This is a genomic window from Paenimyroides ummariense, assembly GCF_900115115.1.
GTDB lineage: Bacteria > Bacteroidota > Bacteroidia > Flavobacteriales > Flavobacteriaceae > Flavobacterium > Flavobacterium ummariense.
In genome coordinates, this window is the sequence record NZ_FOVI01000010.1 from 22,663 (window position 1) to 38,105 (window position 15,443).

Annotated in this window: 11 protein-coding genes; 9 read left to right on the top strand and 2 right to left on the bottom strand. The window is 35.8% G+C overall.

Annotation, left to right across the window (positions count from 1 at the left end; genetic code table 11):
* Window positions 1–2: 2 nt before the first annotated feature.
* The 9 genes from BM253_RS08910 (at window position 3) to BM253_RS08950 (ending at window position 12,594) form a co-directional block, all read left to right on the top strand.
* On the top strand, window positions 3–932 hold the full coding sequence (locus tag BM253_RS08910; protein WP_091522537.1) for a helix-turn-helix transcriptional regulator: 930 nt from the start codon (window positions 3–5) through the stop codon (window positions 930–932).
* A gap of 64 nt (window positions 933–996) precedes the next feature.
* Window positions 997–3,528: a type I DNA topoisomerase gene (gene topA, locus BM253_RS08915; protein WP_091522541.1), complete on the top strand. Its 2,532-nt coding sequence runs from the start codon at window positions 997–999 to the stop codon at window positions 3,526–3,528.
* A 6-nt stretch (window positions 3,529–3,534) separates the two neighbouring features.
* Window positions 3,535–4,671 (top strand): formimidoylglutamase, encoded by a 1,137-nt coding sequence (locus tag BM253_RS08920; RefSeq protein WP_091522544.1) that lies wholly within the window; start codon window positions 3,535–3,537, stop codon window positions 4,669–4,671.
* A gap of 124 nt (window positions 4,672–4,795) precedes the next feature.
* On the top strand, window positions 4,796–6,217 hold the full coding sequence (porK, locus tag BM253_RS08925) for a T9SS ring complex lipoprotein PorK/GldK (RefSeq protein ID WP_091522547.1): 1,422 nt from the start codon (window positions 4,796–4,798) through the stop codon (window positions 6,215–6,217).
* 62 nt (window positions 6,218–6,279) lie between these two features.
* Window positions 6,280–7,053 carry a type IX secretion system motor protein PorL/GldL gene (gene porL / locus BM253_RS08930; RefSeq protein WP_091522551.1) on the top strand — a complete coding sequence of 258 codons (774 nt, stop codon included), beginning with the start codon at window positions 6,280–6,282 and terminating at the stop codon, window positions 7,051–7,053.
* A gap of 30 nt (window positions 7,054–7,083) precedes the next feature.
* Entirely contained in the window at window positions 7,084–8,652 is a 1,569-nt protein-coding gene (porM, locus tag BM253_RS08935; RefSeq protein WP_091522555.1) for a type IX secretion system motor protein PorM/GldM, read from the top strand.
* 12 nt (window positions 8,653–8,664) lie between these two features.
* On the top strand, window positions 8,665–9,549 hold the full coding sequence (gene porN, locus BM253_RS08940; protein WP_091522556.1) for a type IX secretion system ring subunit PorN/GldN: 885 nt from the start codon (window positions 8,665–8,667) through the stop codon (window positions 9,547–9,549).
* A 32-nt stretch (window positions 9,550–9,581) separates the two neighbouring features.
* Window positions 9,582–10,667, top strand: a complete 1,086-nt coding sequence (locus BM253_RS08945) for an NAD(P)/FAD-dependent oxidoreductase (RefSeq protein ID WP_245758482.1) — start codon at window positions 9,582–9,584, stop codon at window positions 10,665–10,667.
* Between the two features lie 4 nt (window positions 10,668–10,671).
* Window positions 10,672–12,594, top strand: a complete 1,923-nt coding sequence (locus BM253_RS08950) for an ABC-F family ATP-binding cassette domain-containing protein (protein ID WP_091522559.1) — start codon at window positions 10,672–10,674, stop codon at window positions 12,592–12,594.
* A gap of 28 nt (window positions 12,595–12,622) precedes the next feature.
* On the opposite strand, the gene BM253_RS08955 is transcribed toward BM253_RS08950, so the two are convergent.
* Both BM253_RS08955 and BM253_RS08960 read right to left on the bottom strand, forming a co-directional pair.
* Entirely contained in the window at window positions 12,623–13,156 is a 534-nt protein-coding gene (locus BM253_RS08955) for a DUF4136 domain-containing protein (RefSeq protein ID WP_091522563.1), read from the bottom strand.
* A 6-nt stretch (window positions 13,157–13,162) separates the two neighbouring features.
* The gene (locus tag BM253_RS08960) at window positions 13,163–15,328 is read right to left on the bottom strand and encodes a urocanate hydratase (RefSeq protein WP_177205753.1); all 2,166 of its coding nucleotides are present in this window, start codon (window positions 15,326–15,328) and stop codon (window positions 13,163–13,165) included.
* Between the last annotated feature and the right edge of the window lie 115 nt (window positions 15,329–15,443).

A 15,443-nucleotide genomic window follows, 5' to 3' on the forward strand; every position in this document is an offset into this window, starting at 1 on the left:
TTATGGCAAACAAGCACAATTTAATAAGCAGGTTAACGCGAATTGTTGAAATTTTTCAGCTTCAGGGCGAAAACGGACTAACATTTTCTGAATTGAACGATAAATTAAAGAATTCGTTTATCGATGAAGATCACAGCGTGTCGTTGCGGACTTTTCAGCGCGATTTAAAGGATATTGAATCGTCTTTAAAAATAAAAATCGTTTACAATAAAGTAAAAATGAAATATATTTTGTTGGATGATGCTACGCAGAAAACATCAAAAAACAGTCAGCTTTTTACCATTGAAAGTTTAAAGATGTTGAATATCGCCCAAGATGTATCCAACAGCGATTTTATTTTGATTGATAACCGAAAAGTTACCGGATTAGAAAATTATTCTACTATTAAAGAAACAATCTGCCTAAAAAAACATCTGGAATTTAATTATCAAAAGTTCGATCAATATAAAGCTAACAAGCGCAAATTAATGCCGCTGGCTTTAAAAGAAAGTAAAAGCCGTTGGTATGTTGTGGGTTTTGAAATTAAAGACGGACTAAAAATAAATGTGTTGAAAACTTTTGCTTTAGACAGAATTTATAATTGCGAAGTAACTACCGAATTTATTTTGAAAGATACCATTGATGTTCAAAACCATTTTAAAGATTTTATGGGCGTAACCACAAAACCGTTAGATGGTTTTTCTGAAAAAACAACCGTGAAAATCGAAACTTCAATAGAATATGGCAAGTATTTCAGCACGCTGCCCATTCATCAATCGCAAAAAACCGAAATAGAAAACGGCAAAACAATAATAACTTTACAGGTAATTCCAACAATGGAACTGGTGTCCGAAATATTGTCACACAACCATCAAATAAAGGTAATCGAACCAAAAGAATTGGTGAATATTGTAAAGAAAACCATTTCACAAAATCTAAAACAATACAATTAATAAAAGTCAAAAAAACGCTAATTTAAAAAAATCCTATACTTTTGCTTTTCAAATTGAAAAACGAATGGCAAAGAATTTAGTGATTGTAGAGTCGCCTGCAAAGGCAAAAACGATAGAAAAATTTTTAGGGGAAGATTATCAGGTAGAATCAAGTTTTGGTCACATTGCCGATTTACCTTCAAAAGAAATTGGTGTTGATATAGAGAATGATTTTAAACCGAAATACGAAGTTTCTGCCGATAAAAAAGCGGTTGTAAAAAAACTGAAAGATCTGTCTAAAAAAGCCGAAATGGTTTGGTTGGCATCCGATGAGGATCGCGAGGGTGAGGCAATTGCGTGGCATTTGGCAGAAGAATTAAAGTTAAAAGAACAAAATACAAAACGTATCGTTTTTCACGAAATTACTAAAACAGCCATTCAAAAAGCAATAGAAAATCCGCGAACTATTGACTATAATTTGGTAAATGCACAACAGGCACGCCGTGTTTTAGACCGTTTGGTGGGTTACGAATTGTCGCCGGTTTTATGGAAAAAAGTACGTGCAGGTTTATCTGCCGGTCGTGTTCAATCTGTTTCTGTCCGATTAATTGTGGAACGCGAACGCGAAATTGAAGGTTTTAATACCGAATCATCTTTTAGCATCACGGCTGAATTTGTTGCAGCAAACGGTAAATCGTTCAAAGCAAAATTGCCTAAAAACTTTAAAACTCAAGAGGAAGCTCAGGCTTTTCTCGAAAAAAATATTGGTGCAGAATTTAAGGTTTCCGATTTAGAAACCAAACCTGCAAAAAAATCTCCGGCAGCACCTTTTACCACATCAACTTTACAGCAGGAAGCATCGCGTAAACTGTATTATTCTGTTTCGCAAACCATGATGTTAGCGCAACGTTTGTACGAAAACGGATTGATTACTTATATGAGAACCGATAGTGTGAACCTGTCGCAAGATGCCATAAAAGCTGCCGAAACAGAAATTGTAAATGTTTACGGAAAAGAATTCAGTAAGCCCCGAAATTTCTCTACCAAAGCAAAAGGCGCGCAAGAAGCCCACGAGGCAATTCGTCCGACAGATATGTCTAAGCATACCGTGAATATCGACCGTGATCAGGCGCGTTTGTACGAATTAATTTGGAAACGTACGTTGGCTTCACAAATGAGCGATGCACAGTTAGAACGTACCAATGTTACCATTGTTGCCAATAAACACAACCAGCATTTTGTTGCAACGGGTGAAGTTTTGCTTTTTGAAGGATTTTTAAAAGTTTATTTAGAAGGAAACGATGACGAAGACGAAGAACAAGAAGGTTTATTGCCGGCAATGAAAGTGAACGAACTTTTAACAAGCAACGGCATTACGGCTACACAACGTTTTTCACGTCCGCCGGCTCGTTATACCGAAGCTGCTTTGGTTAAAAAGTTAGAAGAATTAGGAATCGGTCGTCCGTCAACGTATGCGCCAACCATTTCAACCATCATCGCACGTAATTATGTAGAAAAAGGAACTGCTGAAGGAACTGAACGTAATTATCAGGTTTTGCGATTACAGAACGATAAAATTTCAACTGCAACCCAGTTAGAAAAAGTAGGTGCCGATAAAGGAAAATTGATTCCAACCGATATAGGAAATATTGTTACCGATTTCTTGGTAAAGAATTTCGAAACCATTTTAGATTATAATTTCACGGCTCGCGTTGAAGGAAGTTTCGATGAGATCGCCGAAGGAAATTTAGATTGGACAAAAATGATGAACGAATTTTATAGTCATTTTCATCCAACGGTAATCGATGTCGAGAAAAATGCAGAACGTGAATCGGGCGAACGTATTTTAGGAAACGATCCAAAATCAGGAAAAGTTGTTTTGGTGCGTTTGGGTAAATTCGGACCAGTTGCACAAATTGGTGATGCAGAAGACGAAGAAAAACAGTTTGCAAGTTTAAATCCAAATCAAAATATAGGAACCATAGGTTTAGAAGAAGCGTTGCAATTGTTCCTGCTTCCTAAAACATTGGGCGAATATCAAGGGGAAACGGTCGAAGTTAACAACGGTCGTTTTGGTCCGTATGTGCGTTATGCCGAAATGTTTGTATCGCTTGCAAAAGGCGAAGATCCTTTAGATGTAACGTTAGATCGTGCCATAGAATTGATCAAAGAAAAACAAAAAGCCGATGCGCCAATTGCCATTTATCAAGGTTTGCCGGTTCAAAAAGGAGTTGGTCGTTTTGGTCCGTTTATCAAATGGAACAACATGTTCATCAACGTAAACAAAAAATACAATTTCGATAATCTTTCAACGAATGATGTAGAAGAATTGATCGAAGATAAAATTCAAAAGGAAAAAGACAAGGTTATTCACGATTTTAGAGAAGAAGGCATTCGTGTAGAAAAAGCACGTTGGGGCAGATCGGTTATTTTAAAAGGAAAGGTGAAAATCGAATTAAATAAGGATATCGATGCGGCTGCTTTAACTTTAGAAGAAATTCAAAAAATGATCGAAGAAAAAGCTCCGGCTAAAAAAACAGCAGCAAAGAAAACTGCTGCCAAAAAACCGGCAGCTAAAACAACCAAAACAACAACTAAACGTACAACAAAAAAATAATACGTTATGATGTACGAAATTTTAAAACCCATTTCTGCCGAATTAGAGCAGTTTATAAATACGTTGCCTAAACATTCGTTGGGTAAAACAATGGGCATTCACACCCAAAAATCGTTACCGGAAACAGATAATGTGCAGTTGGCAATTATTACGGTGAATGAAAATCGCGGAGTTTCTAGTGCAATTGATAATGTTGGTTTTGATGAATTCAGAAAGAATCTTTATCAGCTTTTTCCAGGAAATTGGACAAAAAAAATAATCGATTTAGGAACCATTGAAGCAGGCGAAAGTATTGAAGATACTTATGTTGCCGTAAAAATGTTGGTTGCCGATCTGTTGAAGCAGAATATCGTTCCGATTGTTTTAGGCGGATCGCAAGATTTAACCTTTGGTATGTACCGTGGATACGATGCGTTAGAACAAAACGTGAATTTGGTTTGTATCGATAATAAAATTGATGTAGCTGCTGATGTAGAAAATCCGTCGGAAAATTTCATGACACGTATTATTATGGATGCACCAACCAATCTGCATAATTTCAGTGTGTTGGGCTATCAAACCTACTTTAATTCACAGGAAGAAATTGATCTGATCGATAAAATGTATTTTGAAGCGTATCGTTTGGGCGAAATCATATCAGATGTTAAAATAGCCGAGCCTGTCTTGCGCGATGCCGATATCGTAAGTTTAGATATTAATGCGGTAAAATCAGCCGATTTAGGTTTTTTTTCTCAGTTTAATCCAAATGGGTTTGATGGGCGAGAAATCTGTGCTTTAGCACGTTACGCCGGTTTAAGTGACCGTGTAAGCAGCTTTGGTATTTTTAATATCGATAATATTTCGCAAAAAAGTTTGTTAATTACGCAGATTTTATGGTATTTTGTTGAAGGATTTAATTTCAGAATGAACGAATATCCTTATATTAGCAAATCATCCTATTTAAAATATATAGTGCCGTTAGAAGAACAGGAATTGGTTTTTTTTAAAAGCGATATTTCTGACCGCTGGTGGATCGAAATTAACAGTTTAGAAAACGACAGTCGTAAAGTGTTATTCCCTTGTAGCTACGATGATTACAAGCAATCTTTACAAAGCGTTGTGCCCGATCGTTGGTGGCGTGCAAACAAAAAACTGTTAGGCTAACTGTGTTTTAAATTAAATTGTTAAATATAAATTAAATTTTTTTTTAAGATTTCGTTGTATATTTAAAAATAATTAGATAGGTTTACGCTTTGAATAATTTTTAAAATAAAACCCCAATTAATATATGAAGAAGTTCATTACACTTACTGCGGTTGCCTCGTTAATGTTCAGTTGTGGTTCTGGAGACAGAGGAGAGCTACTAGAAGGGACGCAAGGGAAACGCTGGATTACCGAAAAGCCACAGGGAATGGCTTTTATTCCGGGTGGATCTTTCACAATGGGTAAAACTCATGAAGATTTACTTGGAGCTGAAGACGCACCGGCTCGTTCAGTGACTATTGGTTCTATGTATATGGATGAAACAGAAGTTACAAACAACCAGTACCGTAAATTTGTTGAGTTTGTTAAAGATTCTATTGTAAGAACCCGTTTGGCAATTATGGCAGATGAAATGGGAATGGATGCCACGGCAGGTGGAATTGGAGCGTTTGCATTTCAAGAAGTTCAAGATCCTTCATTAAATCAAAACCAAACAGCGTACGACCGTTATATGTATGATAACTATTACAGTATGGCTATGGATGATGATGAATATGCAGGGCGTCGTTTAAATAAAAAAGCACGTTTAATTACAGACCCTAGACGTTACCCAGATGAGTATTATGTAGAGGTAATGGATTCATTGTACATTCCGGCAACACAAAATTTAAACGGAATGGTATCGTTTGATGTTCAGAAATTAAACTTTAAATATTCTTGGTGGGATGAGAACGGTTACGTGAACGATAGTTCTAACGAAGTTAGAAACCGTCAGGCGAAGTTCTTAAAAACAGAAATTGTGAATGTTTACCCGGATACCACAGCTTGGGTTAAAAACTTCAATTATTCTTATAACGAGCCAATGTTCAGAGAATATTTTTGGCATGAAGCTTACGGAGAATACCCTGTTGTAGGTGTTACAGCACATCAAGCAAAAGCTTTTGCTGCTTGGAGAACACTTTACAAAAAAGCTTATACTTCAGACCGTAAAATGAATCACAATTTATATGAATACCGTGTTCCAAGCGAATCAGAGTGGGAATATGCTGCTCGTGGTGGTCTTAAAAACGCAATGTATCCATGGGGTGGTCCTTATACTACAGATGAAAAAGCTTGTTTCTTGGCTAACTTTAAACCAGATCGTGCAGACTACGCAGTAGATGGAGCTTTATATACAGCAGAAGCACGCTCATACAAACCAAACGGTTATAACTTATATAATATGGCTGGTAACGTCGCAGAGTGGACAGATTCGGCTTACGATGAAGGAAGCTACACAATGCAATCCGGTTTAAAACCTAAAGGTAGAGCAACAACAAATCCATTAAAAGTAGTTCGTGGAGGTTCTTGGAGAGATTCACACTATTTTTTACAAGTTGCAACTCGCGATAAAGAAAATGCAGATTCTGCTCGTTGTTACATCGGTTTCAGAACAGTTGTTTCAGCACCGGGTCCAGGATTATTAAATGAAGCTAATGCGCCACAAAGTGGTAGAAATGCAAGATAATACAATTAAACAATTAAACCAACATAATTAAACTAACTAAAAATTTAAATATTTAAGATAAGATGGCTATTCCAAAAAAAGTAATGAATTTCTGCTACGGTATGGGAGCAGCAGTTGTAATCGTAGGTGCTTTATTTAAAATTACACACATGGAATTAGGACCTTTAAATGGTAACAATATGTTAACTGTAGGTCTTTTAGTTGAAGCATTAATTTTCGCTATTTCAGCTTTTGAGCCTGTAGATGACGAATTAGATTGGGCACGTGTTTACCCTGAATTAAAAGGTGGCGAACCAAGAGCAATGCAGGTTGCAGGTAACGTAGGTGTTACAGGTACAGTTGCTACAACATCAATAGGTGGATCTAACCAAGCTGCGCCACAAGTTCAAACAAGAACAGTAGCTCCGGCTTATGCAGCAGCATCTGCACAACCAGCAGTTGCAGCGCAACCAACAATGGAAAGAAGTTTGTTGTCTGAAAAATTAGATAATATCTTAAGAGAAGCAAAAATCGACGGAAACTTAATGGAAAGTTTACGTGACAGTATTAAAAATTTCGAAGCTGCAGCTAAAGGAATCGCTCCTACAGTTGAAACAGTTGCTTCTTCTAACAGATATGCTGAAGAAATGGCTCAAGCTGCACAACAATTAGAAACGTTGAATTCTATGTACAAAGTACAATTAGAAAGCGCAACTAAAAATGCAGATATTAACAGAGAAGTTGCTGAAAATAACTTGAAATTAAAAGAGCAAATGATGTCATTAACTTCAAATTTATCAACTTTAAATGCAGTTTATGGCGGAATGTTATCTGCTATGGGTAAAACAGCTAATTAGTATTAACTTTTAAATCAGATCTAATTAGACATGGCAGGAGGAAAACAAACCCCAAGACAGAAGATGATTAACCTGATGTATTTAGTGTTCATCGCGATGATGGCGCTTAATATGTCGAAAGAGGTTTTAACAGCTTTTGGATTAATGAACGAAAAGTTCGAAGATGCTAATACTAACGCTCAAGGAACAAATGAATTTTTGTTAACTGCATTAGCGGGTAAAGCTGAAGACGAACCGGCACGTTATACAGAACCTTATGAAAAGGCGTTGAAAGTACAAAAACTTACAACTGAATTTTATAATTATATTGGTTCATTAAAAGGTGATGCTACCAAAGGATTTACAAATGATCCGGAAACAAATAAATTGCCTTATGAACAAATGGACAAAGGGCAGGAAATTGACTACGGATGGTTTGAAAAAGATGGTTTATCAGCAAAAGGCAAGGAAATCATCGCACGTTTTGAAAAATACCGTAATGATTTTAAAGCGATAGTAGGAAACGATGTTACTTACAAGTTTTTATTAGAAAATATCGATAAAAAATTTAATACAAATCCTGTTAAAAATAAGGATAAGCAAGATATTGAATATTTAGATTATCACTTTAAAGGATATCCTGCAGTTGCTTCTTTAGCTTATTTATCATCTTTACAGAATGATGCTAAAGTTTTAGAACGCGAAGCTTATGATTTATTTTTAGGTAACTCATTAAAACAAGCAGCTTCTATGAAAAATTACCAGGCAATGGTAATTCCTGATAAAGCGGTGTATTATCAAGGTGAGCCTATTAAGTATAAAGTAGTTTTAGGTCGTTATGATAATTCTACAGTTCCTACTTCGGTAGTGGTTAATGGTGCAACTATCCCACAGTCACGAATCAAAGCAGGTCAGGTAGAAGGTACTTCAGTAGCTTCTGGTTTAGGTGAACATAAATTTACAGGTAAATTTACCTTTATGGAAGATGGAAAACCTGTAGTAGTTGACATCTTAAACTCAAACTATGTAGTAGTAAGTCGTCCAAGTTCAGCAACTATCTCAGCAGATAAAATGAATGTTGTATATATTGGATTAGACAACCCTATATCTGTAACAGTAGAAGGAATTACTTCTGATAAAGTAACTGCTTCTGCAACTAATGGTACATTAAAAAAGATAGGGAACGGTAAGTTTATGTTTACACCAAGTGCTGGAAAAGAAGCTGTTATTACAGCTACAGGAACAATGCCTGACGGGAAAGCAATTAGTTCTAAACAAGTGTTTAGAATTAGACCGTTACCTCGTCCTCGTGGATTAATTCGTGGAGAATCTGATGCAAAAGGACCAGCGAGTAATTTAGCAATGGTTCAGATAAGTGCTAAAATGGAAGATTTTGAGTTTGAAACTAATTTAAGAGTTACTCAATATACAATTGTTTTTCCAGGTATGGGATCTGAAGTTGTAAATGGAGGAGGTTCTTTACCATCTTCAGCTCAATCAAAAGCAAATCGTTTACGCCCTGGTGATGTAGTTCGTATTGTAAATATTAAGGCTAAATTAGTAGAGAATCCGAATGTTGTGATTAAAGATCCAACAAATGCAACCTTTACAATTCAATAATAAATTTGGTTTATGAAAAATTTTAAGAATCTATTTTTTACTGTTTGTGCAATAGTTGTTACAGGTGTAAGTTTTGCACAGAACAATATTTTAAATGCGCGAATGGCAGCTGAAATTGGTGATGAATCAATTGAAGAAATCTATGCTAAGGCTGATGGACCAATTCCTTATGAATATGTAAATGATCGTGATATCATTTTTCAAAAAAAGGTTTGGGAGGTATTGCCTTTAGATCAAAGACAAAATTTGGTTTATTATTTTCCTTTAGAAGAAACAATTGATCGTAAACCTTTGTGGAATGTTTTAAAGGATGCAGTTATGAACAAAAAAATAAATGAAGTTTATGAAGATGAAAACTTTAAATTTAAATTAAATATTAAAGATTTAGAGTCTAAGTTTGTTCGTACTGATACTGCCGAAGCTGGAAAAGAACAATATATGTTAGAAGGAAAAATTGATAGACAGTATATTTATACAACTGAGATTCGTCCTACTGATGTAAAAGAATATCGTACTATGGGTATGTGGTATTTAGATCGTAATGCAGGAGAATTAAAGTATCGTTTATTAGCTTTGGCTCCTGTTGTTACTGATATCGCAACTAAAGGTGAGGATTTTGAACAGGCAGTTCCTTTATTTTGGATTTTCTTCCCAGATGCTCGTGAAACATTGTACAATACATATGCATTTAATGAAAAGAACCCAGCGATGAAGATGAATTTTGATTACTTGTTTAATGCTCGTAAATTCTCTGGAACGATCTATAAAACAGATAATATTTACGGGGACAGAAACATTAGCGAGTATGTTCAAGGTAATGCTATGATGCAGTTATTAGAAGCAGAACGTGTTAAAGAATCTATCCGCGATTTGGAAGATGATTTATGGAATTACTAAATTTGTAAATTAATATATAAAACTCTTATCTAATGATAAGAGTTTTTTTTTTTACCATGAAAGTAGATTATATAATAGTAGGTACCGGCTTGGCTGGTTTGTGTATCGTACAATTTTGTATCAAACAAAAAAAGTCATTTGTTGTGATAGATAATGCACAAAGAACTTCGTCAAAAGTTGCAGGAGGCATGTTTAATCCAGTCGTGTTAAAGCGTTTTACTTCTATTTGGGAAGCTGATGCGCAATTAAAATTAGCAGATGAGTTTTATCCTGAAGTTGAGAAAATACTAAACAGTTCATTTTATCATAAACTGCCTATTTACAGAAAATTTGCTACGGTTGAAGAACAAAACAATTGGTTTCTAGCTTGCGATAATGCTGTTACAGCCCCTTATCTGAATGTAAATCTTTTAAAAGATAAGTTTCAACATATAGATAGTGAGTATCATTTTGGAGAAGTGTATAATACCGGGTTTTTAAATGTGAATTTATTCGTTCAAATATATCAGGAGTATCTTAAAAAAAACAACTTGCTGTTGAACGAATCTTTCATTTATGATGAATTAATCAGCGAGGATGATTCGGTAACTTATAGGGATGTTCAAGCAAAACAAATTGTATTCGCAGAAGGTTTCTCCATGTTAAATAATCCGTTTTTTAATTATTTGCCGCTTGATGGAACAAAAGGGGAACTGTTGTATGTGAAAATCCCGAATCTTAAACTGAAGTCTATTGTGAAATCAAGTGTGTTTATTATTCCTATCGGAAATGATATTTACAAAGTTGGTGCTACGTACAATTGGCAAGATAAAACAGATGATTTAACAGATGAAGCTAAAAATGAATTAATCGAAGGTCTAGAGAAATTGATTGATTGCGAATATGAAATCATTGAGCATGTAGCCGGAGTTCGACCAACAGTTAAAGACCGCAGACCTCTTGTTGGGGCACATTATCAGCACAAAAACGTATATATTCTGAATGGTTTGGGAACGCGCGGTGTGCTTTTGGGTCCATATCTTGCAGATAAACTCATTCAAAACATCGAAAATAACGTACCTTTGGATCCGAATATCAATGTTGCTAGATATTATAAAAAACTACAATTAATTAAATAGCAGTATGCTTAATATACACGATTTATCCGTATCGTTTAGCGGAGATTTTTTGTTTGAAAACGTTACTTTTCGGTTAGGAGCCGGCGATAGAATTGGTTTAATCGGTAAAAATGGTGCTGGTAAATCAACTCTGCTTAAAATTTTATCGGGTGAAGTTGAGCCAGATTCGGGAACGATTGCTTTTGATAAAGAAATTAAGATCGGTTTTCTGAAACAGGATATCGATTTTGTAAAGGGAAGAACCATTTTAGAAGAAGCTTATCAGGCTTTCGATGAGATTTTGTATGTGGAAGATCAGCTTCAAAAGTCAAATAATGAATTGGTTGAACGTACTGATTACGAATCAGAATCGTATCATGAATTAATAGATAAAGTAAGCGATTTAACGCATCGATTTGATATTTTAGGCGGTTATCAGTATCAGGGAAATACAGAAAAAGTATTGCTTGGTTTGGGATTTAAACGCGATGATTTCAATAAATTAACCGATACGTTTTCGGGTGGTTGGCGTATGCGTATTGAATTGGCCAAACTGCTGCTTCAGAACAACGATATTTTGTTGTTAGATGAGCCTACGAACCACTTGGACATTGAATCGATCATTTGGTTAGAAAATTTCCTGAAATCTTTTTCGGGAGCTGTGGTTTTGGTTTCGCATGATAAAATGTTCTTGGATAATGTAACTAACAGAACCGTTGAAATATCGTTAGGAAAAATTTACGATTTTAATAAGTCCTACACCCAATATTTGGTTTTAAGAGAAGAAATGCGCGAAATGCAGTTGGCAGCTCAAAAAAATCAGGCGAAGAAGATTGAAGAAACTGAAAAGCTGATTGAAAAATTCCGCTATAAAGCAACCAAAGCTTCAATGGCGCAATCGCTCATCAAAAAATTGGATAAAGTTGAACGTATCGAAGTTGATGAAGACGATAATTCGGTAATGAATATTTCGTTTCCTGTATCGCAAACTCCGGGAAAAGTTGTTTTAGAAATCGAAAAAGTTACGAAAGCTTATGGTGAGAAAATCATTTTTAAAGACATCAACCTGTTTATCGAACGCGGAAGTAAAATTGCATTTGTAGGGCAAAATGGTCAAGGAAAATCAACCTTAATCAAAGCCATTATGAATGAGTTTGAATATGGTGGATCGATAAAAATTGGTCATAATGTTCAATTAGGTTATTTCGCACAAAATCAGGCAGATTATTTAGATGGAGAAAAAACATTGTTAGATACGATGATTGATGCAGCTACAGATTCTAATCGATCAAAAGTTCGTGATATGTTGGGATCGTTTTTGTTTCGTGGCGATGATGTTGAGAAAAAGGTAAAAGTTCTATCTGGAGGTGAACGAAATCGTTTGGCATTGGCAATGTTGCTTTTAAAACCAATCAACGTGCTGTTGATGGATGAGCCTACGAACCATTTAGATATTAAATCGAAAAATGTGTTAAAGGCGGCTTTGAAAAATTACGAAGGAACGTTGTTGTTAGTTTCTCACGATCGTGATTTTTTACAGGGAATGACCGATAAAGTGTACGAATTTAAAGATCAAAAGATCAAAGAATATTTAGGCGATATCAATTATTTTCTGGAAGAGCGTAATGCAAGCGATATGCGTGACTTTGAACAGAAAAAAGACGCCAATACCCAAGTGAAACAAGAAGTTGTTGTAAAACAACAAAAATCACTTTCTTACGACGATCAAAAACGTTTAAAAACGTTGAATAATAAGTTGAGTAAAGCAGAAAGTACTATTACAGATCTTGAAAAGAAAATCGCAAAGGCAGATTTAGAACTGGCTAAAGATTATGAAAAGTTGATGAACGATGCAAAATGGTTCACAGCTTACGAAAAATTAAAATCCGATTTGGATAAAACCATGGAAGACTGGGAAAAAACTCAGGAAGAAATTGATGGTTTATAAAGAAAGCAAGGTTTTAAACCTTGCTTTTTTATTTGGGAAACGTCTCTAAAACTTTTGTGACAAATTCTTTAATACGTTCTTCTTTTTTGCTTTGTTTGGTAGCTAAATAACCACTTCCTTTACCTTGCCAGATCAATTCTTTATTGGCTGCTTTTAAAACATCGATATAAAGAATTCCTTGGGTTGATGTTGATACCGATTGATAACCTGGTCCCATCATCCACGGATTCCATCCCCACGGGCGGTACATTCCATAACCCCAACCTCCGTAAAAAGTATTAACATTTACAATTTGTTTGGCATCTGTAAATAAGTTAATCAACAAATCAGGATTTTCACTTTTTGTAAAACCTTTTGCAGTCAATTCTTCGTCAATTGCCTTTAAAATACGTTTTTTATCCAAGTCAGAAATATTGATTTTATCAACACCGTCTTTCATAAAAGCATACGTTTTAAACTGACTGAAGTTTACGCTGCTGTCGTAATCTGTAGCAACTTGCACCGAACTACACGAAGCCATAACAAACAGCAATAATAGAGGTATTAGTTTAAATAGTTTCATAATATTTTAGTTTAATAAATTGTCGTCAACTAAATTTGGTAGCGTAACTTTTAATAAAGGTTCTGCTTCCATTGCACGTTTAATTGCAAATACAGCTCCTTCGTTTCTTGCCCAGCTTCTGCGCGAAATACCGTTGTTTACATCCCAGAAAAGCATCGATTTTAAGCGTTGTTCCGCTTCTAAAGTACCATCAAGAAGCATACCAAAACCACCGTTAATTACTTCGCCCCAACCAACACCGCCGCCGTTGTGAATTGAAACCCAAGTTGCACCGCGGAAACTGTCGCCAATTACGTTGTGAATTGCCATATCGGCTGTGAATCGAGATCCGTCATAAATATTCGATGTTTCACGATATGGAGAATCTGTTCCCGATACATCATGATGATCGCGACCCAATACAACCGGACCAATTTTTCCTGCGGCAATGGCATCGTTAAACGCTTTTGCTATGTTGGTTCTACCTTCGGCATCAGCATATAAAATTCGAGCTTGAGATCCAACTACCAATTTGTTTTCTTGTGCACCACGAATCCATTGAATATTGTCTTTCATTTGCTGCTGAATTTCAACTGGCGATGTTTTAATCATTTCCTCTAAAATTTCACAAGCAATAGCATCGGTTTTTTGTAAATCTTCCGGATTATTGCTCGCACAAACCCAACGGAACGGTCCAAAACCGTAATCAAAACACATTGGTCCCATAATATCTTGCACGTACGATGGATATTTAAATTCACGACCTAATGTTGAATTAGGGTTCATAACATCAGCTCCGGCACGCGATGCTTCTAACAAAAAGGCGTTTCCGTAATCAAAAAAGTACGTGCCTTTTGCAGTGTGTTTATTGATGGCTGCCGCATGACGACGCAAGGTTTCCTGAACTTTTCCTTTAAATAATTCAGGTTGATCGGCCATCATTTGGTTGGCTTCTTCAAACGAAATTCCTACCGGATAATATCCACCAGCCCAAGGATTGTGAAGCGAAGTTTGATCGGATCCTAAATCGATCATTACATTTTCCTGATCGAATTTTTCCCAAACATCCACCACATTACCTAAATAAGCAATAGAAACTACTTCGTTATTAGCTTGTGCTTTTTTAACGCGATCTACCAATTGATCTAAATCTTCAATTACTTCGTGAATCCACCCTTGACTGTGACGAATTTTCGTAATTTTAGGATTTACTTCGGCACAAACCGTGATACAGCCGGCAATAGTTCCTGCTTTTGGTTGCGCACCACTCATTCCGCCTAAACCTGAAGTTACAAACAAGTTACCTTTTGGTTCTTTGCCAATTTTTCTGAAACCGTTTAAAACCGTAATGGTTGTACCGTGCACAATTCCCTGCGGACCAATATACATGTACGATCCGGCAGTCATTTGTCCGTATTGTGTAACACCCAACGCGTTGAATTTTTCCCAATCATCCGGTTTAGAATAGTTCGGAATCATCATTCCATTGGTAACAACAACTCTTGGCGCATTTTTGTGCGATGGAAACAGGCCCATTGGGTGACCAGAATACATAACCAACGTTTGCTCATCGGTCATTTCGCCCAAATATTTCATGGTTAATAAATATTGCGCCCAATTGCTAAAAACGGCTCCGTTACCACCATAAGTAATTAATTCGTGCGGATGTTGCGCCACAGCATAATCCAGATTGTTCTGAATCATCATTTGTATGGCTTTTGCCTGTAACGATTTTCCCGGATATTCGTTAATATCACGAGCGTACATGCGGTATTTTGGACGAAAACGGTACATGTAAATTCTACCGTATTTTTCTAATTCTTCCTTAAATTCAGGTATCAACGTTTCGTGATGTTGCGGTTCAAAATAGCGCAAAGCATTACGTAATGCCAATGTTTTTTCTTCTGCCGATAATATTTCTTTACGCTTTGGTGCGTGGTTAATGGTAGCGTCGTATAAAGCTTTTGATGGCAATTGTGCCGGAATTCCCTGAAGAATTTCTTCTTGAAACGTCATAATTCTCGGTTTTGTTTTTTTCTTAATTTGATCGATTAATTTACTAAATCCGTAAGGGCAGTGCTTGCATCCACTCATGCAACAATGTCCACGATTTAAAAGATATTTTTCGGTAAAAATTCTAAAACCTTTGTCCGAAAGGTAATAATCTTCACCTTCAATTAAATCTTTTCTCATAACTACAAAATTAGTGAATATTTTTTGTTTTTTTTTGAATGTAGTTTATCAGGATATCGCCCCTTTAGTTGCCAAGTTGTGATTTACTATTTTTTTTGTAATTTTACTTTAAAAT